Raw genomic sequence first — 24,301 nt, 5'->3', positions numbered from 1 at the left:
GAATGTGTCAGGTCTTTCACCTGACGCGTTATGCCGTCTTCAAATCGATTTGACTCGAAATTGAAGTTTCTTTTGACGCAATCAAAAAATTATGTTGCTGATGGCACGGTCTGCACTAAACCTTTACGAATGTGCAGTTTCCATCAGCAACGCTGATTCGACTCTATGAATTGTTAAAGAACAGCCGATTGATCAAGAGATCCTGATCAACAACAAAGAGGCCTCTTGCGAAGCATCTTTGGTGTTGAGAAAAGTATCGGAAATTGGTGGAGGATGACGGGATCGAACCGACGACCCCCTGCTTGCAAAGCAGGTGCTCTCCCAGCTGAGCTAATCCCCCACATCCTCTGGCGAATATCGGAAGATTTGGTGGGTCTAGTTGGGCTCGAACCAACGACCCCCGCCTTATCAAGACGGTGCTCTAACCAGCTGAGCTACAGACCCATGTCGATGGAATCGACTCTTCCAACAACCGATAAGTGTGGGCATTCAAATTTGATTGCAGTTTCCAGAAAGGAGGTGATCCAGCCGCACCTTCCGATACGGCTACCTTGTTACGACTTCACCCCAGTCACGAACCCTGCCGTGGTAATCGCCCTCCTTGCGGTTAGGCTAACTACTTCTGGCAGAACCCGCTCCCATGGTGTGACGGGCGGTGTGTACAAGACCCGGGAACGTATTCACCGTGACATTCTGATCCACGATTACTAGCGATTCCGACTTCACGCAGTCGAGTTGCAGACTGCGATCCGGACTACGACTGGTTTTACGGGATTAGCTCCCCCTCGCGGGTTGGCAACCCTTTGTACCAGCCATTGTATGACGTGTGTAGCCCCACCTATAAGGGCCATGAGGACTTGACGTCATCCCCACCTTCCTCCGGTTTGTCACCGGCAGTCTCATTAGAGTGCCCAACTGAATGTAGCAACTAATGACAAGGGTTGCGCTCGTTGCGGGACTTAACCCAACATCTCACGACACGAGCTGACGACAGCCATGCAGCACCTGTGTTACGGTTCTCTTTCGAGCACTAAGCCATCTCTGGCAAATTCCGTACATGTCAAAGGTGGGTAAGGTTTTTCGCGTTGCATCGAATTAAACCACATCATCCACCGCTTGTGCGGGTCCCCGTCAATTCCTTTGAGTTTCAACCTTGCGGCCGTACTCCCCAGGCGGTCAACTTCACGCGTTAGCTTCGTTACTGAGTCAGTGAAGACCCAACAACCAGTTGACATCGTTTAGGGCGTGGACTACCAGGGTATCTAATCCTGTTTGCTCCCCACGCTTTCGTGCATGAGCGTCAGTACAGGCCCAGGGGATTGCCTTCGCCATCGGTGTTCCTCCGCATATCTACGCATTTCACTGCTACACGCGGAATTCCATCCCCCTCTGCCGTACTCCAGCTATGCAGTCACAAATGCAGTTCCCAGGTTGAGCCCGGGGATTTCACATCTGTCTTACATAGCCGCCTGCGCACGCTTTACGCCCAGTAATTCCGATTAACGCTTGCACCCTACGTATTACCGCGGCTGCTGGCACGTAGTTAGCCGGTGCTTATTCTTACGGTACCGTCATTAGCCCTCTGTATTAGAGAAAGCCGTTTCGTTCCGTACAAAAGCAGTTTACAACCCGAAGGCCTTCATCCTGCACGCGGCATGGCTGGATCAGGCTTGCGCCCATTGTCCAAAATTCCCCACTGCTGCCTCCCGTAGGAGTCTGGGCCGTGTCTCAGTCCCAGTGTGGCTGGTCGTCCTCTCAGACCAGCTACAGATCGTCGGCTTGGTGAGCCTTTACCCCACCAACTACCTAATCTGCCATCGGCCGCTCCATTCGCGCAAGGTCTTGCGATCCCCTGCTTTCATCCGTAGATCTTATGCGGTATTAGCGTAGCTTTCGCTACGTTATCCCCCACGATTGGGCACGTTCCGATGTATTACTCACCCGTTCGCCACTCGCCACCAGGATTGCTCCCGTGCTGCCGTTCGACTTGCATGTGTAAGGCATGCCGCCAGCGTTCAATCTGAGCCAGGATCAAACTCTATAGTTCGATCTTGAATTTTTTCGCCCTCAACCTTTGACAGTCTCGAGCAACTCATAAAAACGGAATTGAAGTGAACTTCACTTCTATTCTCATGAGCGTTTTTAAGTGACTTGCACTTAGTTCCGAAGAACTTGGCAATCGCCTTCAAACGCCCACGCTTATCGGCTGTATGTTTTTAAAGATCCGCCGCCTTCCAACTTCCGTTTTCTGCGACTGCTTGCTGTGATCAGCGAAGCCTTGAATTATAGCATGCTTTCAAACACACTACAAACGCTTTTGCGTTTTCTTCAGAACTAGCGGCTAGTTCTGAAGAAAACGCCCCATCAAGAGATGGGGCGTTTTCACTGCTGTAAGAGCCTGATGATGACCTACTTTCACACGGGAATCCGCACTATCATCGGCGCAGAGGCGTTTCACTTTCCTGTTCGGGATGGGAAGGAGTGGGACCACCTCGCTATGGTCATCAGGCATAACTTGTTGCCACCTTGACTGGGTCAAGGCGACCAATTCATAGAGCTAAATCAGCTTGTGTATTTTTGAATGCGTCACTTGGCATAACAACCTTGGCACGCAGGCCAAAGTTATAGGGTCAAGCCGCACGAGCAATTAGTATCAGTTAGCTTAACGCATTACTGCGCTTCCACACCTGACCTATCAACGTCCTGGTCTTGAACGACTCTTTAGGGGGCTCAAGGCCCCGGCAGATCTCATCTTGAAACGAGTTTCCCGCTTAGATGCTTTCAGCGGTTATCTCTTCCACACATAGCTACTCGGCAATGCCACTGGCGTGACAACCGATACACCAGAGGTGTGTCCACTCCGGTCCTCTCGTACTAGGAGCAGGCTTCCTCAAATCTGCAGCGCCCACGGAAGATAGGGACCAAACTGTCTCACGACGTTTTAAACCCAGCTCACGTACCTCTTTAAATGGCGAACAGCCATACCCTTGGGACCGGCTACAGCCCCAGGATGAGATGAGCCGACATCGAGGTGCCAAACACCGCCGTCGATATGAACTCTTGGGCGGTATCAGCCTGTTATCCCCAGAGTACCTTTTATCCGTTGAGCGATGGCCCTTCCATACAGAACCACCGGATCACTATGTCCTGCTTTCGCATCTGCTCGACTTGTCAGTCTCGCAGTTAAGCACGCTTATGCCATTGCACTATCGTCACGATGTCCGACCGTAACTAGCGTACCTTCGAACTCCTCCGTTACGCTTTGGGAGGAGACCGCCCCAGTCAAACTGCCTACCATGCACTGTCCCCGATCCCGATAAGGGACCTAGGTTAGAACCTCAAACACACCAGGGTGGTATTTCAACGTTGGCTCCACAAGATCTAGCGACCCTGCTTCAAAGCCTCCCACCTATCCTACACAGATCTGTTCAAAGTCCAATACAAAGCTACAGTAAAGGTTCATGGGGTCTTTCCGTCTTTCCGCGGGGAGATTGCATCATCACAAACATTTCAACTTCGCTGAGTCTCAGGAGGAGACAGTGTGGCCATCGTTACGCCATTCGTGCAGGTCGGAACTTACCCGACAAGGAATTTCGCTACCTTAGGACCGTTATAGTTACGGCCGCCGTTTACTGGGACTTCAATCAAGAGCTTGCACCCCATCATTTAATCTTCCAGCACCGGGCAGGCGTCACACCCTATACGTCGACTTTCGTCTTTGCAGAGTGCTGTGTTTTTATTAAACAGTCGCAGCCACCGATTTTTTGCAACCTCATTGGGCTCCCCTTGTACAGGTTCACCTACTAAAGGCACACCTTCTTCCGAAGTTACGGTGTCAATTTGCCGAGTTCCTTCTCCTGAGTTCTCTCAAGCGCCTTAGAATACTCATCTCGCGCACCAGTGTCGGTTTGCGGTACGGTCGTGTGTAGCTGAAGCTTAGTGGCTTTTCCTGGAAGCAGGGTATCACTCACTTCGGCGGCAAGCCGCCTCGTTATCACCCCTCATCTAAGCCCGGCGGATTTACCTACCAGGCACGACTACAGGCTTGAACCGGGACATCCAACACCCGGATGAGCTAACCTTCTCCGTCCCCACATCGCACTACACATCGGTACAGGAATATTGACCTGTTTCCCATCAGCTACGCATCTCTGCCTCGCCTTAGGGGCCGACTCACTCTACGCCGATGAACGTTGCGTAGAAAACCTTGCGCTTACGGCGAGCGGGCTTTTCACCCGCTTTAACGCTACTCATGTCAGCATTCGCACTTCTGATACCTCCAGCACGCTTTACAACGCACCTTCACAGGCTTACAGAACGCTCTCCTACCACTTGCAATAAATTGCAAATCCGCAGCTTCGGTAACTGGCTTAGCCCCGTTACATCTTCCGCGCAGGACGACTCGATCAGTGAGCTATTACGCTTTCTTTAAATGATGGCTGCTTCTAAGCCAACATCCTGACTGTTTTAGCCTTCCCACTTCGTTTCCCACTTAGCCAATTTTAGGGACCTTAGCTGGCGGTCTGGGTTGTTTCCCTCTTGAGTCCGGACGTTAGCACCCGGTGCTCTGTCTCCCAAGCTGTACTCGTCGGTATTCGGAGTTTGCATAGGTTTGGTAAGTCGCCATGACCCCCTAGCCTAAACAGTGCTCTACCCCCGACGGTAATACTTGAGGCACTACCTAAATAGTTTTCGGAGAGAACCAGCTATTTCCAAGTTTGTTTAGCCTTTCACCCCTATCCACAGCTCATCCGCTAGTTTTGCAACACTAGTCGGTTCGGACCTCCAGTACCTGTTACGGCACCTTCATCCTGGCCATGGATAGATCACTTGGTTTCGGGTCTACACCCAGCGACTGATCGCCCTATTCGGACTCGATTTCTCTACGGCTTCCCTATTCGGTTAACCTTGCCACTGAATGTAAGTCGCTGACCCATTATACAAAAGGTACGCCGTCACCCTTGCGGGCTCCGACTTTTTGTAAGCATGCGGTTTCAGGATCTATTTCACTCCCCTCCCGGGGTTCTTTTCGCCTTTCCCTCACGGTACTAGTTCACTATCGGTCGATGATGAGTATTTAGCCTTGGAGGATGGTCCCCCCATATTCAGACAGGATTACACGTGTCCCGCCCTACTTGTCGTTAGCTCAGTACCACACGTCTCTTTTCACGTACAGGGCTATCACCTGCTATGGCCGGCCTTTCCAGACCGTTCCGTTAAGAGTCGCGCTATCACTAACAGGCTCTTCCGATTTCGCTCGCCACTACTTTCGGAATCTCGGTTGATGTCTTTTCCTCGAGCTACTGAGATGTTTCAGTTCACCCGGTTCGCCTCGCACACCTATGTATTCAGTGTGCGATACCTTTCGGTGGGTTTCCCCATTCAGAAATCTCCGGATCAAAGCTTATTTGCCAGCTCCCCGAAGCTTATCGCAGGCTATCACGTCTTTCGTCGCCTATCATCGCCAAGGCATCCACCACATGCTCTTATTCACTTGACCCTATAACTTTGACGTTTCTTTTCAGAAACCAAAGCGTTTCAAGGAATGTGTCAGGTCTTTCACCTGACGCGTTATGCCGTCTTCAAATCGATTTGACTCGAAATTGAAGTTTCTTTTGACGCAATCAAAAAATTATGTTGCTGATGGCACGGTCTGCACTAAACCTTTACGAATGTGCAGTTTCCATCAGCAACGCTGATTCGACTCTATGAATTGTTAAAGAACAGCCGATTGATCAAGAGATCCTGATCAACAACAAAGAGGCCTCTTGCGAAGCATCTTTGGTGTTGAGAAAAGTATCGGAAATTGGTGGAGGATGACGGGATCGAACCGACGACCCCCTGCTTGCAAAGCAGGTGCTCTCCCAGCTGAGCTAATCCCCCACATCCTCTGGCGAATATCGGAAGATTTGGTGGGTCTAGTTGGGCTCGAACCAACGACCCCCGCCTTATCAAGACGGTGCTCTAACCAGCTGAGCTACAGACCCATGTCGATGGAATCGACTCTTCCAACAACCGATAAGTGTGGGCATTCAAATTTGATTGCAGTTTCCAGAAAGGAGGTGATCCAGCCGCACCTTCCGATACGGCTACCTTGTTACGACTTCACCCCAGTCACGAACCCTGCCGTGGTAATCGCCCTCCTTGCGGTTAGGCTAACTACTTCTGGCAGAACCCGCTCCCATGGTGTGACGGGCGGTGTGTACAAGACCCGGGAACGTATTCACCGTGACATTCTGATCCACGATTACTAGCGATTCCGACTTCACGCAGTCGAGTTGCAGACTGCGATCCGGACTACGACTGGTTTTACGGGATTAGCTCCCCCTCGCGGGTTGGCAACCCTTTGTACCAGCCATTGTATGACGTGTGTAGCCCCACCTATAAGGGCCATGAGGACTTGACGTCATCCCCACCTTCCTCCGGTTTGTCACCGGCAGTCTCATTAGAGTGCCCAACTGAATGTAGCAACTAATGACAAGGGTTGCGCTCGTTGCGGGACTTAACCCAACATCTCACGACACGAGCTGACGACAGCCATGCAGCACCTGTGTTACGGTTCTCTTTCGAGCACTAAGCCATCTCTGGCAAATTCCGTACATGTCAAAGGTGGGTAAGGTTTTTCGCGTTGCATCGAATTAAACCACATCATCCACCGCTTGTGCGGGTCCCCGTCAATTCCTTTGAGTTTCAACCTTGCGGCCGTACTCCCCAGGCGGTCAACTTCACGCGTTAGCTTCGTTACTGAGTCAGTGAAGACCCAACAACCAGTTGACATCGTTTAGGGCGTGGACTACCAGGGTATCTAATCCTGTTTGCTCCCCACGCTTTCGTGCATGAGCGTCAGTACAGGCCCAGGGGATTGCCTTCGCCATCGGTGTTCCTCCGCATATCTACGCATTTCACTGCTACACGCGGAATTCCATCCCCCTCTGCCGTACTCCAGCTATGCAGTCACAAATGCAGTTCCCAGGTTGAGCCCGGGGATTTCACATCTGTCTTACATAGCCGCCTGCGCACGCTTTACGCCCAGTAATTCCGATTAACGCTTGCACCCTACGTATTACCGCGGCTGCTGGCACGTAGTTAGCCGGTGCTTATTCTTACGGTACCGTCATTAGCCCTCTGTATTAGAGAAAGCCGTTTCGTTCCGTACAAAAGCAGTTTACAACCCGAAGGCCTTCATCCTGCACGCGGCATGGCTGGATCAGGCTTGCGCCCATTGTCCAAAATTCCCCACTGCTGCCTCCCGTAGGAGTCTGGGCCGTGTCTCAGTCCCAGTGTGGCTGGTCGTCCTCTCAGACCAGCTACAGATCGTCGGCTTGGTGAGCCTTTACCCCACCAACTACCTAATCTGCCATCGGCCGCTCCATTCGCGCAAGGTCTTGCGATCCCCTGCTTTCATCCGTAGATCTTATGCGGTATTAGCGTAGCTTTCGCTACGTTATCCCCCACGATTGGGCACGTTCCGATGTATTACTCACCCGTTCGCCACTCGCCACCAGGATTGCTCCCGTGCTGCCGTTCGACTTGCATGTGTAAGGCATGCCGCCAGCGTTCAATCTGAGCCAGGATCAAACTCTATAGTTCGATCTTGAATTTTTTCGCCCTCAACCTTTGACAGTCTCGAGCAACTCATAAAAACGGAATTGAAGTGAACTTCACTTCTATTCTCATGAGCGTTTTTAAGTGACTTGCACTTAGTTCCGAAGAACTTGGCAATCGCCTTCAAACGCCCACGCTTATCGGCTGTATGTTTTTAAAGATCCGCCGCCTTCCAACTTCCGTTTTCTGCGACTGCTTGCTGTGATCAGCGAAGCCTTGAATTATGACACGTTTTTTTAAACTCTGTCAAATTTGAGGGTTTTTACTGATTGCCTGAAAAACCCTTCAAACCACCAACTCCTCACTCCGCGATTGGGTCCTGCCAGCCCTGAAGCCTGCACCCCGGAGATCCGCCAAACACCGTTTGTTGAATCTCATCAGCGAAGCCCACGACTATAACACGCAGATTCGCCGCTCGGCAAATCTTCTTCACAAAATTATCCGCAGGCCTTGCTTCACGACGCCAGCGGCAGGCTCCTGGCGCGCTGGCCTGTCAGGACGAAAAGTGCATTGGCCAGCGCAGGCGCCAGCGGCGGCACGCCCGGCTCGCCAACACCGCCGGGCGGGCGCCGGCTCGGCACCAGCCAGGTCTGCACCTGCGGTGCCTGAGCCAACTTGACCATGGGGTAGCTGGGGAAGTTGCTTTGCTGCACCACACCCTCCTGGATGTCGACCCGGCCATAGAGCGCCGCCGACAGCGCGAAGATGACGGCGCCCTCCATCTGCTGCGCCACGATGTTGGGGTTGACCACGGTGCCGCAGTCGACGACACAGGTCACCCGATGCAGACGCGGCCGGCCCTCCTGCAGCGACAGCTCCACCACCTGGGCCACGATGGAGCCGAACGACTCGTGCAGGGCCACGCCCCGGGCCCGTCCAGACGGCAATGGGCCGCCCCAGCCCGATTTGTCCGCCGCCAGGTTGAGAACCGCCAGGTGGCGCGGCGCACGCTCCAGCAACTGGCGGCGCAGTGCCACCGGGTCCTGCCGGGTTTCGGCGGCCAGCTCGTCCATGAAGCATTCCGAGAAGAACGCGTTGTGCGAGTGCCCGACCGAGCGCCAGAAGCCCACCGGCACACCCATCTGCGTGGCCACGTGCGCCATGTGCTGGTTCGCCACCCCGTAGGGCAGATCGAACAGGCCTTCGGCCGTGGTCTTGTCAGGCATGTCGACCGGCCCCGCCAGGGCAGGCAGGCCGCGCTCCATCCAGCGCGGCGTGATGGCATCGCCCGCCGACTTGATGCTCAGGCTGGTGATGCCGCCCTGCGCGTCCAGCGCCGCGCGCAGCCGCGCCACATGCATGGGGCGGTAATAGTCGTGCGTGGTGTCTTCCTCGCGCGACCACGCCAGCTGCACCGGTCGGCCACCGCACTCCATCGCCACGCGCACCGCCTGAGCCACGTAGTCCACCTCCAGCCGGCGGCCGAACCCGCCGCCCAGCAGGGTCACATGCAGGGTCACGCGGTCGACTGACACACCCGCCACCTGAGCCGCAATGGCGCGGCACATCTGCGGCACCTGGGTCGGCACCCAGACCTCCACCCGGCCCTCGCGAACCTGAGCCGTGCAGTTCATGGGCTCCAGGGTGGCATGCGCCAGATAGGGCGCGCGGTACCAGGCCTCCACCGTGCGGGCCCCCTGGCGCTCGGCGGCTGGCGCATCGCCTGTCTCGTAGAAGGTAAAGCCTTTTTCCGTGCGGACCGCGGCTTCGAGCTGGCTGTCGATCCGGCGCGAATCCAGCGGGCCGCGCGGGCGCTGCTGCCACTGCACCTCGACGGCCTGCGCGCCCTGCCGGGCATGCCAGGTGGTCCGGCCCACGACCGCGAAGCCGGCCGTCGAGCCGGCATAGGCCGGCAGGCGCACCAGCCGCTCGACGCCGGGCAGGGCCAGCGCCGCAGCCGGATCGATGGCGCCGGGCGAGCCGCCCAGCATCGGGCACAGCCGGATCGCGGCAAACACCAGGCCGGGCGGCCGCACGTCAAGGCCGTAGGTCGCCGTGCCGTCGACCTTGGCTGGCACATCGAGCCGCGGCGCGGGCTGGCCGATCAGCGTCCAGTCCTTGCGGTCCTTGAGGGTCACGGTGCCCGGCGGGGTGGCGGCAGCAAAGCGGGCCAGCTCGCTGTAGCGGGCCGTCTTGCCCGAAGGGTGCGAGATCACGCCGTCGCGGACCGACAGCTCGTCCACCGGCAGCCGCCACTGCAGCGAGGCGGCGCCCAGCAGCGAGGCCCGCGCCGTGGCGGCCGCGGTGCGCAGCACGACCCAGGCATCGGCTACGCTGGAAGATCCCCCGGTGGCATTGATGCCCAGCTCGCGCGCGATCTTGGACACCGTCCATTCGCCGGCCCGCACCTTGAAGGGCCGCGGCTCGGCCTCGCTCTCCAGCGGATGGAATGGCAGGCTGGCCACCAGCATGGCCACGTTGCCGTAGATCGTGTCGGCCCCGGCCTGCTCCAGGCGCACCCGCCCCAGCGGCACGTCCAGTTCCTCGGCCACCAGCATGGGCAGCGCGGTGTACACGCCCTGCCCCATTTCGCTGCGCGGCATGGCCAGCACCACGGCGCCGTCGGCCGCGATCTTGATCCAGCCGTTCAGAGCCACGGCACCCTCGGATGGCAGCATCAGGCCGGGCGAGCCCAGGCGCGAACGCGCCGGCAGCAGGCCCCAACCCACCACCAGGGCGCCGGCCGCGCCGGCCGCGCTCAACAGCCAGGCACGCCGCCTCATGACTGCCGGCTCCGCGCCCGGGCAGCGGGCGCTGTCGCGGCCCGAGCCACGCTGCCCGACGGCGCCGCGGTGCCGGCGGCGCGATGGATCGCGGCGCGCACCCGCTGGTAGGTGCCGCAGCGGCAGATGTTGGTGATGGCTTCGTCGATGTCGGCATCGGTCGGCCTGGGTTTCTTCGCCAGCAGCGCGGCGGCGGCCATCAGCATGCCGCTCTGGCAATAGCCGCACTGCGGCACCTGCTCCGCGATCCACGCCGCCTGCAAGGGGTGCGGCTGCTCGGGCGTGCCCAGGGCCTCGATGGTCTCGATGCGCCGGCCGGCGACCGTGGACACCGGGGTCACGCAGGAGCGCACCGCCTGGCCATCGATGCGCACCGTGCAGGCGCCGCAGGCGGCCACGCCGCAGCCGAACTTGGTGCCGGTCATGTGGAGCACGTCGCGCAGCACCCACAGCAGGGGCATGTCGGGATCGGCCTCGGCCTGGACCGGCCGGCCGTTGATTTGCAGTTCCACACCCGCCTCCTTCAGCGTCGTTTTCGTGTCCGGACGACTATATAGAGACTGCGTGGCCCGCGATAGGGGGAGCCCTCCACAAGGGCGGGCAAGAACGGGGCCGGGCGGTGCACTATGCGCGCCTGCGCCGACCGCCCCTACTTTCGGGTGCCGCCGACGGACCGCAGGATGCGCAGGAAGCTTTCGAGATGGGGGTTGGCATCGGCGTCCCGGTGGCCCAGATACAGGCTGGACACGGCGTCCTTGTCGAGGATGCGGCTGTAGAGGACGCCTTCGAGCTGGATGCACTGCGTGTCGTGCGGCACGATGGCGACGCCAAAGCCGGACGCGACCAGGCCAATGATGGTCGACGCATCGCGGGCCTCCTGCATGATGGACGGACGGAAGCCCGATTTGGCGCAAAGGTCCAGCACCTTCCAATAGAGCCCGATCCCCGCATCCCGGGGGTACACGATCAGCGGCACCTCCTTGAGCTCCCGGATGTAGATGCCCTTGCCCTGGGTCAGCACGTACTGCTGCGGCATCGCTGCAACCAGGGGCGCCGAGTACCACTCCTCTATGGTCACGCCCGTGGGCACACCGACATTCGGCTTGCGCAGGACACCGAGGTCCAGCGAACGCTGGTGAATGGCGTCGAGCTGGTGCAGCGAGGGCATCTCCATCATCTTCAGTTCGACCGAAGGAAAGGCCTCCTGGTAGTTCCGGATCGCCAGCGGCAGCGCCCGGGTCAGCATCGAGGAAGCGGTGAAACCGATGGACAGTTTGCCGACCTCGCCCGAGGCCGCGCTCTTCACCTCGTCCTTGGCCGACTGCACCGAGGCCAGGATGGCGCGTGCCCGGTCCAGGAAATGCCGCCCCGCCTGCGTCAGGTAGACGCGCCGCTTGTCGCGCTCCAGCAGCTGCACGCCCAGCTCCTCCTCCAGCCCGCGGATCTGGGTGCTCAAGGGGGGCTGCGCGATGTAGAGCCGCTCGGCGGCGCGGGTGAAATTCAGCTCCTCGGCGACTGCGACGAAGTAGCGCAGGTGGCGAAGTTCCATGATACCTCCGGGATATGACAGGCCATCCTGATTAAGTATTTCCGAATATAACTGCCATTCTCTACGATTCCGCCGGTGCAAGACAACCAGCCTCGTCGATCTGCTGCGGGCGCCCCGGCCCTGGGCATCGGCCCGGGCCTGAGGATGCACGAGGGCTGTCCGCGTTTCTCGCCCAGCGCCGCGTCTGACCCGTCCATACTTTTTGGATATGAACTCGGACGCACAACCAGTATTGGAATTCTCCCTTGCCGGTCCCTAGCATTGCCCCAAGCCCCCAAAGAACGGAGACACCCATGAAGTACCTGCGACTGTTATCAACCCTTTTCGCCGCCTGCATCGGCATGGCGGCAGTCCCTGCCCACGCACAGAAGGACAACTGGCCTTCCAAGCCGATCAAGATCGTCACGCCGACCCCCGCCGGCGTGGGCTCCGACGCGTTCTCCCGGATGTACGCGGACAAGTTGTCCAAGGCCCTGAAGGTGCCGGTCGTGGTGGAGAACAGGCCGGGCGCACTGTCCACCCTGGGGGTGGATGCGGTCGCCAAGGCGGCGCCGGACGGCTACACCATCCTTTTCTCCACCGGCAACCCCTTCACGATGGCGCCGTTCCTGCTGTCGAGGCTGCCTTACAACCCGGAGAAGGACTTCATCCCGGTGACGCAGATCTTCCGCGGCGGCTCCTTCCTGGTCGTCAACAAGGACGTCCCGGCCAAGTCCCTGCGCGAGCTGGTCATCATGGCCAAGAGCCAGCCCGGCAAGGTCACCTTCGCCTCGTACGGCCCGGGCACCACGTCGCACCTGGGATTCGAGCTGTTCCAGGATGCCGCCGGCGTCGAGATGCTGCACATTCCCTACAAGCAGGGCGCGATGGTCGATGTGATCGGCGGCCAGGTCATGGTGGGCTGGGAGCCGCCGGTGTCCGCCCTGCCCCACATCAAGTCGGGCAAGGTCCGCGCCCTGGCCTACACGGGCAACAAGCGCAGCACCGTGCTGCCCGACGTGCCGACACTGAACGAGGTGTACCCCGGCTTCGAAGTCTTCACCTGGGTCGGCGTCTGGGTCCCCGCGAACACGCCGCCGGCGATCGTGCAGAAGCTGTACTCGGCCCTCAGCGCGATCACCAAGACGCCGGAGATGCAGCGCTACATCGACGAAGCGGGCAACGAGCCCACCGGCCCGACCCCCACCGAAACCGCCGCGGCCATCAAGCGCGAGGCGCAGTTCATGGGCAAGCTGATCAAGGCGAAGAACATCAAGCTCGACTGAGCCGGAGGGCCGGCATTTCAAATCAGGGAGCAGCCACAAGAGCTGGTTTGGAGGATGTCATGGGAATGAATCTCGTGCGGCGCGGGGTGCTGGCCCTTGTGTTCAGCCTGTGCATGGGAGCCGGCGCGGGCGCCGGGCAGATCGTGGTGGGCCAGGTCGCGCCGCTGACGGGCCTGGAAGCGGCGCAGGGCCGCTCCTATTCGGCCGGCATGCAGCTGTATTTCGAACAGGTCAACAAGACCGGCGGTGTCAACGGCAACACCCTTCTGCTGGTGCGAAAGGACGACGGCGGCCGGCCCAACGAGACGGCGTCGGTGACGCGCAGCCTGATCCAGGAGCACCGCCCGCTGCTGCTGGCGGGCTACTTCGGGTCGCAGAGCGTGACCAACCTGGTGAGCTCCGGCCTCCTCGAGAAGGAGCACCTGGCCCTGGTCGGCTACCGCTCTGCGGACCTGCGGCCGGAGACGCCGGGCCTGTACAGCGTGCGCGCGTCGCTGAAGGACGAGATCGGCAAGATCATCGAGCATGTGGCCACCGTCGGGGTCAAGCGGCTGGCCGTCGTCCACGAGCAGGGGCCGGCGGGCACGCTGGTGCTGGCCGTGACCGAGCAGGCCGCCCGCGAAGCGGGCGCGGCCATCGTCGCGACGGGGAGCTACCCCGCGGGCACGGTGAAGACGGGTGCGGCGGCCCAGGCGATCGCGCAAGGGCAGCCGCAGGTCGTCATCGTGGTCGCATCGGCCGCGGCAACCGCCACCTTCGTCGAGCACTACAAGCTGCTCGGCGGGCGCGCCCAGATCTTCGCGCATTCCGAGGCCGACATGGAGCAGTTGGCCCGGCAGCTGTCGGAGGAGCAGATGCAGGGTGTGGCAATCGCGCAGGTCACGCCCAATCCCTACAAGCTGTCGGGCGCGCTGGTGCGCCAGCTGCAGGACGCGCTGCAGAAGAAGGGCGACGAGGGCACGCCCCTCAGCTACGCCATGATGGAGGGCTACATCAACGCCAAGGTCATCGTCGAGGCCGTGCGCCGCGCGGGGCCACGCCCCAGCCGCGAGGCGTTCGCCGCCGCGCTGGAGAGCCTGCAGCAGTACGACCTGGGCGGCTACGTCGTCTCGTTCAAGCCCGGGTCGCGCACCGGCTCGCACTACGTGGAGCTGACCATCATCAGCAAGGCCGGCCAGATACGGCAGTGACTATCCATACATTTTTAATATCGATGAGCATATGGAAGTTGTATTTGTGTGTATTGATGACCTTGTCTACGATTCGAAACATCTCTGCTGCAAGGGCCGTATCCGCAGCAGGGAGCACATCGAAACCGGGGGCAGCAGCCCTCAAGCACATCTAACCTGACGGAGACTAATCATGAGCGACTATCGGCGCCTTTCGGGGCTTGCCGCGGGCATTCTTTTGGCTTGCGGTGGAGCAGCGGCGCAATCGAGCGTCACGGTGTACGGGGTGATCGACACCTACATGGGCAAGAAGCAGCTGGCCAGCGCGAGCGGCGCGCACACCACCAACGTCGACGGCGGCGGGCTGACGACGTCGTACTGGGGCTTCCGGGGCAGCGAAGACCTTGGAGGCGGGTCGAGCGCGATCTTCGACATCAGCGGCTCGTTCCGGCCCGATTCGGGCGATTTCGGGCGCTACACGGGTGACACCGTCTTCTCCCGCTCGAGCTGGGTCGGACTCCAGGGTGGCTGGGGCTCGGTGCGCCTGGGCCGCATGAGCTCGCCGAACTTCCTGCTGGCGATCCGCCTCAGCCCGTATGCCGAGTCCACCTCGCTCGGGCCCTACCTGCTTCACACCTATGTCGGGGGCCAGCCGCTGGAGGCGGCGGTGGCCTCGGGAGGCCCCGCGGCGGTATCCGACTCCGGCTACAGCAACGCGGCCACCTACGCATCGCCCAAGCTCAATGGCTTCCAGGGCACGCTGGCCTATTCGCTGGGAGAGGTGGCCAACAGCAGCAACGCCAACCGGCGCATCAGCTACAGCCTGACCTACGAGAACGGGCCGCTCTTCGCCGGACTGGGCGGCGAGCGGGTCCATGCGCCGACGATGCCGGCGCCCCCGGCCGTGCCCGCGGCCAACCAGAAATCCCAGCAGAACACGGACCAGTTCGGCCTGTCCTACGACTTCGGCGCCGCCAAGGCCTTCGTGTCGCACAGCCGCACCGACATCGACCTGCCCGCGCCCCGCAACCGGCGCTTCCGCACCTCGCAGATCGGCACGTCGATCCCCGTGGGCACCGGATTCATCCTCCTGTCGGGCGCCAGGACGACGAGAAGCGAAACGGCCGTGGCGGATGTCAAGCGCTCGACCTACAGCCTGGGCTACGACCATTTCCTCTCCAAGCGGACCGATCTCTACGTGGTGGCCATGCGGGACCAGGTCACCAACCTGCAATCTGGCACCACGTTCGTGGCGGGCGTGCGGCACCGCTTCTGAGCGCCCGGCGATAGCCTTCCCGCGCCCCAGGCCCACCGCCCGGGGCGCGGTGCAGCCGAGTGGCGCCGGGAGGCTCGCAGGCCGGCTTTCGACCCCCGCGGCAGGCGAGGTCACGCCGGCACCGGATAATCACCGGCTCCCATGGCACTCATCACCCTACTCAATGCGCAACTGGCCTTCGGCCACGTTGCCCTGCTCGACCACACCGACTTTGCCCTCGAATCCAACGAACGCGTGGGCCTGATCGGACGCAACGGCGCCGGCAAATCCTCGCTGCTCAAGATTTTGGGCGGGCTCGAAAAACCCGACGACGGCACCTTGCAGCTGCAGCAGAACCTGCGCATCGCCTATGTGGCGCAGGAACCGGTGCTCGACCCGGACGCCACAATCTTCGAGGCCGCCAGCGCCGGCATCGCCAACGTGATCCGGCTGATCGATGAATACACCCACGGCCAGGGCGACCTCGACGCGCTGCAAGGCGCGATCGAGGCACAGGACGGCTGGAACTGGGAGCAGCGGGTGGAGGAAACCCTGCACCGCCTGCACCTGGACCGCGAGGCGCGGATCAGCACCCTCTCGGGCGGCACCAAGAAGCGCGTGGCCCTGGCCCAGGCGCTGGTATCGCAGCCCGACGTGCTGCTGCTCGACGAGCCGACCAACCACCTCGACCTCGACTCCATCACCTGGCTGGAAGACCTGCTGATCGACTTCAAGGGCAGCGTGGTCACCATCACCCACGACCGCTCCTTCCTCGACCGCGTGGCCACCCGCATCGTCGAGCTCGACCGCGGCCAGCTGCGCTCCTACCCCGGCAACTTCGCGCAGTACCTGCTGCAGAAAGAGGAGCAGCTGGCGCAGGAGGCCGTCATCAGCGCCAAGGCCGACAAGCTGCTGGCGCAAGAGGAGATCTGGATCCGCAAGGGCGTGGAGGCGCGCCGCACGCGCAGCCAGAGCCGCATCAACCGGCTGGAGGCGCTGCGCGCCAACCGCTCGGCCCGGCGCGAGGCGCTGGGCAGCGTCAACATGGACCTGGCCTCGGGCCAGTCCAGCGGCAAGATCGTGGCCGAGCTGACCGACGTGAGCAAGGCATTCGGCGACAAGACCATCGTGCGCAATTTCAGCGGCACCATCCTGCGCGGCGACAAGGTCGGCCTGATCGGCCCCAACGGCGCCGGCAAGACCACCCTGCTCAAGCTGATCCTGGGCGAGCTCGCGCCCGACAGCGGCAAGGTGCGCCAGGGCGCCAACCTGCAGGTGGCCTATTTCGACCAGATGCGCGAGGCGCTGAACCTCGACGCCGCGCTGGAGGACTTCATCAGCCCCGGCAGCGAGTGGATCGAGATCGGCAACCAGCGCAAGCATGTGAAGAGCTACCTGGGCGACTTCCTGTTCTCGCCCGCGCGCGCCACCTCGCCGGTGCGCTCGCTCTCGGGCGGCGAGCGCAACCGCCTGCTGCTGGCGCGGCTGTTCGCGCGGCCGGCCAACGTGCTGGTGCTCGACGAGCCCACCAACGACCTGGACATCGACACGCTGGAACTGCTGGAAGACCTGCTGCAGAACTACGATGGCACGGTGTTCCTGGTCAGCCACGACCGCACCTTCCTGGACAACGTGGTCACCAGCACCCTGGCCTTCGAGGACGACGGCCTGTGGCGCGAGTACGAGGGCGGCGTGCAGGACTGGCTCACGCAGTCGCGCCGCGCGCGCGAGATCGCGCAGGCCGCCAAACCGGCCGCCAAGGCCCCGGTTTCGAGCCAAAACACGCCACAGTCCACATCGGGCGGTCAAAGCGTGCTATCAAAAAAGAAGCTGAGCTACAAGGAGCAGCGCGAACTCGACGCCCTGCCCGGCCTGATTTCCGCGCTCGAGCAGGAACAGCAGGCCGTGCAGGCCGAGCTGGCCGACGACACCCAGGGCAGCATCTACCTGCGCGATGCCGACCGCGCGGCGCAGCTCAACGCCCGCCACGCCGAGATCGAGAACGAGCTGATGGCGGCGCTGGAACGCTGGGAGACGCTGGGCAGCGGCGCCTAGGAGCCCGCCGCCCCGAGCGGCGTGGCGGGTTGCGCTACAGTGGGCCTGCCCCCGAGTGAGCCCTCCTCCGACGCCGCCATGCCCCTCCACCTTCGCCGCCCGGTCCTGTCCACCGCCCCGTGGCGCTGGCTGGGCCTGCTGCTCCTGGCGGCCTGGCTGGCCGGCTGCGCCAGCCTGCCGCCGCCCGGGGAGCGCCCGGTGTCCACCGCGCTGGCCGACCCGCAGGACACCCGGCTCGGCCAGCTGGTGCTGGCGCGCCAGGCCGCCGACGGTGCCCACCACCCCTCGGGCTTTCGCCTGCTGGTGAACGCGCAGCTCGCCTACGCCGGCCGGCTGGCGCTGATCGAGGCGGCCCAGCAGACGCTGGACCTGCAGTACTACGCGATCCACGCCGACAGCAGCACCGAGCGGCTGCTCGAGGCCATGCGCGATGCGGCGCGCCGCGGCGTGCGCATCCGCATCCTGCTGGACGACTTCAACACCGTGGGCCCCGATGCCCAGGTGCTGCGGCTGGCGCACGAGCCCGGCGTTCAGATCCGGCTGTTCAATCCGCTGCCGGGCTCGCGCCATTCGCTGGTCGGGCGCGTGCTCGGCTCGCTCGGCGAGATCTCGCGCCTGCAGCAGCGCATGCACAACAAGCTGTTCATCGCCGACAACGCCATCGGCATCACCGGCGGGCGCAACCTGGGCGACACCTATTTCGGCGAGAGCGCCGACAGCAACTTCGTCGACGTCGACGTGCTGGCCGCCGGCGCCATCGTGCGTGACCTGTCGGCCAGCTTCGACAGCTACTGGAACAACCAGCTGGCCTATCCGGTGCAGGCGCTGGTCTCGCGCGCCGAGCTGGACGCGCTGCAGGCGACCGAGCCCGCCACCCCGGCCGCGCCCCCGCCGCCAGCCAGCGCCACCGCCACCGTGCTGCCCGACACCGCCCCCGCGGCCGACCCGCTGGCAGCCCGGCTGGAGCTGCAGAAGATCACCCTCACCTGGGCGCCCGCCATCATGCTGGCGGACAAGCCCGACAAGATCGCCGCGGCCGACGAGGAGGCCGACCGCGAAGATACGTTGGTCGACGGCCTGCTGAACCTGATGGCGCAGGCGCGCCGCGACCTGCTGATCATCTCGCCCTACTTCGTGCCGGGCTCGCGCATGATGGCGCTGTTCGCCGACCTGCGCGCGCGCGGCGTGCGCATCCGCGTGCTGACCAATTCGCTGGCCTCCAACGACGCGCCAGCGGCCCACGTAGGCTACGCGCGCTACCGCACCGCGCTGCTGCGCATGGGCGTGGAGCTGTACGAGATGCGCAGCGAGCTGCCCAACCCGCACCGCGCCTTCGGCTCGTCGGGCAGCGGCGCCGGCAGCAGCTCGCGCGCGATGCTGCATGCCAAGCTGCTGATCCAGGACACGCGGCTGCTGGTGGTGGGCTCGATGAACCTGGACCTGCGCTCGCAGCTGCAGAACACCGAGATCGCGCTGCTGATCCGCAGCCCCGCCATGGCGCGCGACACCGCCGCGCTGATCGAGCCGCACCTGCTCGACAGCGCCTACCGGGTGGAACTGCGGCCCGACGGCGGGCTGCTCTGGCATGCGCCGCTCGGCTCGGGCGCGCCCGACACCACCCACGAGCCCGACACCAGCCTGGGCCTGCGGCTCATGCTGCGCCTGATCGCGCCGTTCGCGCCCGACGAGCTGCTGTGAGGCGCCGCCTCACGGGCGCCGCACCATCTCGGCGTACTTCTTCCAGAACGCCGCGTCCTGCGTGCTCGCGAAATTGATCCGCATCAGCGTGCCGGGCTTGCGCCCCGCATGGAACAGCGAGCCCGGCGCCAGCAGGTAGCCCGCGTCCAGCATGCGCAGGGCCAGCGCGTCGGTGTCCACCCCCGTGTCGACCCAGCCGAACAGCCCGGCCGGCTCGGCGGCAAAGGTGCAGCCCGCGGCCAGCGCCAGCTTCACGCTGCGCGCGCGCGCCAGGTCGAGCCGGGTGCGGATGCGCTCGGCATGGCGGCGCAGCTGGCCCTGCTCGATGCACCAGGCCAGCGCCTTTTCCAGCAGCGCGGGGGTGGTCAGCGTGGCCAGCAGCTTGGTGTCGAGCAGGCGCTCCGCCAGCGCCGGCGGCGCAGCCAGGAAGCCGATGCGCCAGTTCGGCGCCAGGATCTTGGCGAAGCCGTTGACGTAGACCGTGCGCTGCAGCCCGTCGAGCGAGCTCAGGCGCGTGGCGTGGTCGGGCGCGATGTGGCTGTAGGTGTCGTCCTCGACGATGTGGAAATCGTGCGCGTTGGCCAACTGCAGCACCCGGTGCGCGCTGCCCGGCGTGAGGCAGTAGCCCGTCGGGTTGTGGAACACGCTCACGCTCACGAACAGCTTGGGGCTGTGGACTTCGCAGTAGCGCGCCATTACCGCCAGGTCGGGCCCGTCGGCGCGGCGCGGCACCGGCAGGATGCGCATGCCCATGGCGTCGAGCCGCGCGAACTCGATGGCCCAGCCCGGCTCCTCCACCATCACCGGGTCGCCCGCGCGCAGCAGCGTGCGGCTCACAATGTCCAGCGCATGGGTGGCGCCGACGGTGGTGATGATCTGCTCCGGCGCGGCCGGCACGTTGAGCCCCGCGAGCTTGTGCGACAGCGCGCGGCGCAGCCCCAGGTCGCCGGCCGGCTCGCCGTACTGCAGCGAGAACTCCTGCAGCGCGCGCGTGCCCGTGACCTTGCGCACCGCCGCCGGCATGAAGGTGGTTTCCAGCCACTCGGGCGGAAAGGCGCCCATGCCGGGCTGCGGCTTGTCGCTCGGGCGCTGGAACATGCCGCGGATCAGCGCCGTGGCGTTCATCGGCGCGCGCGGCCCCGGCAGCTCGGTTGCTACCGAATTGATAGCATCCGAAGACCGCGGCTCGCGGACCTGTGCCATTTCCCGCACGAAAAAGCCGCGATTCTTGCGCGCCTCGACCAGCCCCTGCGCCAGCAGCTGGTCATAGGCCGCCACCACGGTGGAGGGGCTCACGCCCTGCGCCTGCGCGCACTGGCGCACCGAGGGCAGCCGCGCGCCCGGCGCCAGCAGCCGGTCGCGGATGCGAGTGGCAAAGCGCGAGGCGAGCTGCTCGGTCAGCGACTGGGAGGAAGTTTTCGTCAGCATCGAGAATGGGTGTGTGGTCACGAAAACCAGTACAGTTATGCGACTGATCCGCCAAACTGTACTGGTCGTGTACTTCCTCCAAAGCATAAAGTGAAGTGACTGGATTGGCAAGCATGACCCCTGAAGAACTCCTCACCCTGTTCGTGTTCTGCACCGCGATGAGCTTTTCGCCGGGGCCCAACACCACGCTATCCACCGCGCTGGCCGCCAACTTCGGCCTGCGCCGCGCGCTGCGCTTCTGCCTCGCCGTGCCCGCCGGCTGGACGCTGCTGATGCTGGCCAGCGGCCTCGGGCTGGGTGCGCTGGTCACCGGCGCGCCGGCGCTGCGCTGGGCCGTCAAGCTCGCGGGCGTGGCCTACATGCTGTGGCTGGCGTTCAAGCTCAGCGGTACCCGCCAGCTCGCGCAGGTGGAGGCCTCGAAGCTCGACATCGGCTTCTGGCAGGGCGTGGGCCTGCAGTTCCTCAACATCAAGGCCTGGATGCTGGCGCTCACGCTCACGGCGGGCTGGGTCGTCAACGCACTGGGCCAGCCCGCGCCCAACCCGGGCCAGCGGCTGGCGATCATCTGCGCGGTGATGCTGCTGTTCGCCTTCACCAGCAACTTCACCTATGCGCTGGCCGGCTCGCTGCTGCGCCAGTGGCTGGCGCAGGGACGGCGGCTGCTGTGGTTCAACCGCGCGCTGGCCGCGGTGCTGGCGGCCACGGCGGCCTGGATGGTGACGGTATGAGCCCCGCCACCGCCAACCCGGCGCTGCAGGGCGCCCGCGCGCAGCGGCAGGAGACCCGCGGCCTCTGGCTCGGGGTGCTGGGCGTGACCATCTTCGCCTTCAGCCTGCCGATGACGCGGCTGGCCGTCGGCAGCGCCGAGGCGCCGCAGCTCTCGGGCCTGTTCGTTGCGCTGGGCCGGGCGGCGGTGGCGGGCGCGCTGTCGGTGCTGTTCCTGATCCTCACGCGCGCGCCGCGGCCGCAGCCCGCCGACGGGCTGCCCATCGTCATCACCTCGCTCGGCGTGGTGTTCGGCTTCCCGCTGCTCACCTCGGTCGCGATGCGCCATGTGGAAAGCGTGCATGCCAGCGTGATGCTGGGCGTGCTGCCGCTGGCCACCGCCGCGGTCGGCGCGCTGCTCGCGCGGCAGCGCCCAAGCATGGGCTTCTGGCTCTGCGCGCTGGCCGGCAGCGCGCTGGTGATCGGCTTCGCGCTGCTGCGCCACGAGCCGGGCGCGGCCGGCCCGGGCCTGCAGTTCGCCGACGCGCTGCTGTTGCTGGCCATGCTGTGCGCGGCCGTCGGCTATGCCTATGGGGCGCGGCTGTCGGCGCACCTGCGGGCCGACCACGTGATCTGCTGGGCACTGGTGGTGGCGCTGCCCATCACCGTGCCGGCGGCGCTGCTCACCTGGCCGGCGGTGCCGGTGCGCCCCGCCGCCTGGCTGGGTTTTGCCTATGTGAGCCTGTTTTCGATGTGGCTCGGTTTTTTTGCCTGGTACCGCGGCCTGGCGCTAGGCGGCACCGTGCGCGTGAGCCAGGTGCAGCTGGTGCAGCCGTTCATGAGCATGGTGTTCTCGGTGCCGCTCCTGGGCGAGTCGCTGGACGCGGTGACGGTGGGTTTTGCGCTGGCCGTGATCGCCTCGGTGTTCATCGGGAAGAAAATGCCGATACGGCCGGCCTGACCGCTCTCTGGCCGGCGAGGATTGTTGTGTGACCGGGGCCGCCCCAAGGCGGCCCACCCTGGAGAAAAGTGAAATGCCCTGGAAACTGTCCGCGCGTGCGGAAAAAATGAACCCCTCCGCGATCCGCGAGATCCTCAAGGTCACCGAGAAGCCCAACATCATCAGCTTCGCCGGCGGCCTGCCCTCGTCGCGCACCTTCCCCGTCGAGGCCTTTGCCGAAGCCTGCGCCAAGGTGTTGCGCGACGACGCGCCGGGCGCGCTGCAGTACGCCGCCAGCGAGGGCTACGGCCCGCTGCGCGAGGCCGTGGCCGCCTCGCTGCCCTGGGCGGTGGACGCCTCGCAGGTCCTGATCACCACCGGCTCGCAGCAGGGGCTGGACCTGGTGGCCAAGGTGCTGATCGACTCGGGCAGCCGCATCCTGGTGGAAACGCCCACCTACCTCGGCGCGCTGCAGGCCTTCACGCCGATGGAGCCGCAGGTGGTGGACGTGGCCAGCGACGACAAGGGCGTGGTCGTGGACGACCTCGCCGCCAAGGCCGCGGACGCGCGCTTCCTCTACCTGCTGCCCAACTTCCAGAACCCGACCGGGCGCAGCATGAGCGAGGCGCGCCGCACCGCGCTGCTGGCGCGCGCCGCCGAGCTGGGCCTGCCGCTGATCGAGGACAACCCCTATGGCGACCTGTGGTTCGACCAGCCGCCGCCGCTGCCGCTGAGCGCGCGCCACCCGCAGGGCTGCGTCTACCTCGGTTCGTTCTCCAAGGTGCTGGCGCCCGGCCTGCGGCTGGGCTACATCGTGGCGCCGCCGGTGCTGTTCCCCAAGCTGCTGCAGGCCAAGCAGGCGGCCGACCTGCACAGCCCCGGCTTCAACCAGCGCATGGTGGCCGAGGTCATCAAGGACGGCTTCCTGGAGCGCCACGTGCCCACCATCCGCGCGCTCTACAAGACCCAGCGCGACGCCATGCTGGCCGCGCTGGCGCGCGAGATGCAGGGCCTGGGCGTGCAGTGGAACACCCCGAGCGGCGGCATGTTCCTGTGGGCCCGCCTGCCCGAAGGCCTGAGCGCCATCGAGCTGCTGCCGCGCGCGGTGGACAAGGGCGTGGCCTTCGTGCCCGGCGCGCCGTTCTATGCCGGCCCGCCCGACGCGCGCACGCTGCGCCTGAGCTTCGTCACGGCCAGCGTGGCGCAGATCGACACCGGCATCGCGGCTCTGGCGGCGGCGATCCGCGAAGCGCGGGGAGCCTGAACATGCTGCGCCTGTGGGGCCGCCTGAGCTCGATCAATGTGCGCAAGGTGGTATGGACCGTACAGGAGCTCGGCCTCACGCACCAGCGCACCGATGCGGGCGGCCCGTTCGGCATCGTGCAGACGTCCGGCTACCAGGCGCTCAACCCCAATGCGCTGGTGCCGCTGATCGAGGACGACGGCTTCACGCTGTGGGAATCGAACGTGATCGTGCGCTACCTCTGCGCCCGGCATGACCCGGGCGGCCTCTGCCCCGAGGGCCTGCAGCCGCGCTTCGACGCCGAGCGCTGGATGGACTGGCAGCAGACCACGCTCAATCCCGCGGGCCGCGACGCCTTCGTGCAGCTGATCCGCCAGCCCGGCGGCCGTATCGACACGGCGCGGGTGGCGCAGTCGGTGGCGGCCACCGAGCCGCTGCTGGACCTGCTGGACGCGCACCTCGCCCGGCAGGCCTTCCTGGCCGGCGAACGCTTCACCATGGCCGACATTCCCGTGGCCTGCGAAATCCACCGCTGGTGGGGCCTGCCGCAGCCGCGCCCGGCGCGCCCCCACCTCGAGCGCTGGTACGCCGCGGTGCAGGCCCGCCCGGCCTCGCGCGGCGTGCTCGACCTGGCGCTGGCCTGACTCTCCTTCCTTTCATCCCGAT

At 63.7% G+C, this 24,301-nt stretch carries 13 protein-coding genes, 4 tRNA genes and 4 rRNA genes; 9 read left to right on the top strand and 12 right to left on the bottom strand.

Annotated features, from left to right (window positions below; genetic code table 11):
- Positions 1 to 264: 264 nt before the first annotated feature.
- From MMF98_RS00600 to MMF98_RS00550, 11 genes are all read right to left on the bottom strand, one after another.
- A tRNA-Ala gene (locus MMF98_RS00600) sits at positions 265 to 340 on the bottom strand.
- Positions 341 to 367: 27 nt separating this feature from the next.
- Positions 368 to 444: transfer RNA gene (locus MMF98_RS00595), tRNA-Ile, on the bottom strand.
- A gap of 68 nt (positions 445 to 512) precedes the next feature.
- Positions 513 to 2,047: ribosomal RNA gene (locus MMF98_RS00590) — 16S ribosomal RNA — on the bottom strand.
- A 349-nt stretch (positions 2,048 to 2,396) separates the two neighbouring features.
- Positions 2,397 to 2,509: ribosomal RNA gene (gene rrf / locus MMF98_RS00585) — 5S ribosomal RNA — on the bottom strand.
- Positions 2,510 to 2,626: 117 nt separating this feature from the next.
- Positions 2,627 to 5,500, bottom strand: a 23S ribosomal RNA gene (locus MMF98_RS00580).
- A 307-nt stretch (positions 5,501 to 5,807) separates the two neighbouring features.
- A tRNA-Ala gene (locus tag MMF98_RS00575) sits at positions 5,808 to 5,883 on the bottom strand.
- Positions 5,884 to 5,910: 27 nt separating this feature from the next.
- A tRNA-Ile gene (locus tag MMF98_RS00570) sits at positions 5,911 to 5,987 on the bottom strand.
- Positions 5,988 to 6,055: 68 nt separating this feature from the next.
- Positions 6,056 to 7,590, bottom strand: a 16S ribosomal RNA gene (locus MMF98_RS00565).
- Together the 16S, 23S and 5S rRNA genes with 4 tRNA genes alongside form the textbook arrangement of a ribosomal RNA operon.
- Before the next feature lie 470 nt (positions 7,591 to 8,060).
- Positions 8,061 to 10,328 (bottom strand): xanthine dehydrogenase family protein molybdopterin-binding subunit, encoded by a 2,268-nt coding sequence (locus tag MMF98_RS00560; protein WP_243302932.1) that lies wholly within the window; start codon positions 10,326 to 10,328, stop codon positions 8,061 to 8,063.
- A complete protein-coding gene (locus MMF98_RS00555) occupies positions 10,325 to 10,840 on the bottom strand; it encodes a (2Fe-2S)-binding protein (RefSeq protein WP_243302929.1) in 516 nt (171 codons plus the stop codon). Before MMF98_RS00555 ends, MMF98_RS00560 begins: the two co-directional genes overlap by 4 nt.
- A 137-nt stretch (positions 10,841 to 10,977) precedes the next feature.
- Entirely contained in the window at positions 10,978 to 11,877 is a 900-nt protein-coding gene (locus MMF98_RS00550; RefSeq protein ID WP_243302927.1) for a LysR substrate-binding domain-containing protein, read from the bottom strand.
- Positions 11,878 to 12,170: 293 nt separating this feature from the next.
- Between MMF98_RS00550 and MMF98_RS00545 the strand changes: the two genes are divergently transcribed.
- From MMF98_RS00545 to MMF98_RS00525, 5 genes are all read left to right on the top strand, one after another.
- Complete coding sequence (locus MMF98_RS00545; protein WP_243302926.1) at positions 12,171 to 13,142, top strand: Bug family tripartite tricarboxylate transporter substrate binding protein; 972 nt, start codon at positions 12,171 to 12,173, stop codon at positions 13,140 to 13,142.
- A gap of 59 nt (positions 13,143 to 13,201) precedes the next feature.
- Positions 13,202 to 14,332 carry an ABC transporter substrate-binding protein gene (locus tag MMF98_RS00540; protein WP_243302924.1) on the top strand — a complete coding sequence of 377 codons (1,131 nt, stop codon included), beginning with the start codon at positions 13,202 to 13,204 and terminating at the stop codon, positions 14,330 to 14,332.
- Positions 14,333 to 14,504: 172 nt separating this feature from the next.
- The gene (locus tag MMF98_RS00535) at positions 14,505 to 15,587 is read left to right on the top strand and encodes a porin (RefSeq protein WP_243302921.1); all 1,083 of its coding nucleotides are present in this window, start codon (positions 14,505 to 14,507) and stop codon (positions 15,585 to 15,587) included.
- 141 nt (positions 15,588 to 15,728) lie between these two features.
- Positions 15,729 to 17,621 carry an ATP-binding cassette domain-containing protein gene (locus MMF98_RS00530; protein ID WP_243302918.1) on the top strand — a complete coding sequence of 631 codons (1,893 nt, stop codon included), beginning with the start codon at positions 15,729 to 15,731 and terminating at the stop codon, positions 17,619 to 17,621.
- 78 nt (positions 17,622 to 17,699) lie between these two features.
- A complete protein-coding gene (locus tag MMF98_RS00525; protein WP_243302916.1) occupies positions 17,700 to 19,319 on the top strand; it encodes a phospholipase D family protein in 1,620 nt (539 codons plus the stop codon).
- Positions 19,320 to 19,328: 9 nt separating this feature from the next.
- Here MMF98_RS00525 and MMF98_RS00520 read toward each other — a convergent pair whose 3' ends face one another.
- Positions 19,329 to 20,747 carry an aminotransferase-like domain-containing protein gene (locus tag MMF98_RS00520; RefSeq protein WP_243302914.1) on the bottom strand — a complete coding sequence of 473 codons (1,419 nt, stop codon included), beginning with the start codon at positions 20,745 to 20,747 and terminating at the stop codon, positions 19,329 to 19,331.
- A gap of 113 nt (positions 20,748 to 20,860) precedes the next feature.
- Between MMF98_RS00520 and MMF98_RS00515 the strand changes: the two genes are divergently transcribed.
- The 4 genes from MMF98_RS00515 to MMF98_RS00500 all read left to right on the top strand — a co-directional run bounded on the left by MMF98_RS00515 (position 20,861) and on the right by MMF98_RS00500 (position 24,279).
- A complete protein-coding gene (locus MMF98_RS00515; protein WP_243302912.1) occupies positions 20,861 to 21,475 on the top strand; it encodes a LysE family translocator in 615 nt (204 codons plus the stop codon).
- Complete coding sequence (locus MMF98_RS00510) at positions 21,472 to 22,413, top strand: DMT family transporter (protein WP_243302910.1); 942 nt, start codon at positions 21,472 to 21,474, stop codon at positions 22,411 to 22,413. Before MMF98_RS00515 ends, MMF98_RS00510 begins: the two co-directional genes overlap by 4 nt.
- Before the next feature lie 73 nt (positions 22,414 to 22,486).
- The gene (locus tag MMF98_RS00505; protein WP_243302900.1) at positions 22,487 to 23,656 is read left to right on the top strand and encodes an aminotransferase-like domain-containing protein; all 1,170 of its coding nucleotides are present in this window, start codon (positions 22,487 to 22,489) and stop codon (positions 23,654 to 23,656) included.
- 2 nt (positions 23,657 to 23,658) lie between these two features.
- On the top strand, positions 23,659 to 24,279 hold the full coding sequence (locus MMF98_RS00500) for a glutathione S-transferase family protein (protein ID WP_243302895.1): 621 nt from the start codon (positions 23,659 to 23,661) through the stop codon (positions 24,277 to 24,279).
- The last annotated feature ends 22 nt before the right edge of the window (positions 24,280 to 24,301 follow it).

It is taken from the genome of Variovorax terrae, assembly GCF_022809125.1.
Classification (GTDB): Bacteria; Pseudomonadota; Gammaproteobacteria; order Burkholderiales; family Burkholderiaceae_C; genus Variovorax_A; species Variovorax_A terrae.
Note: the sequence above shows the minus strand (reverse complement) of the source record. Positions and strands in the feature narration are given on the sequence as shown.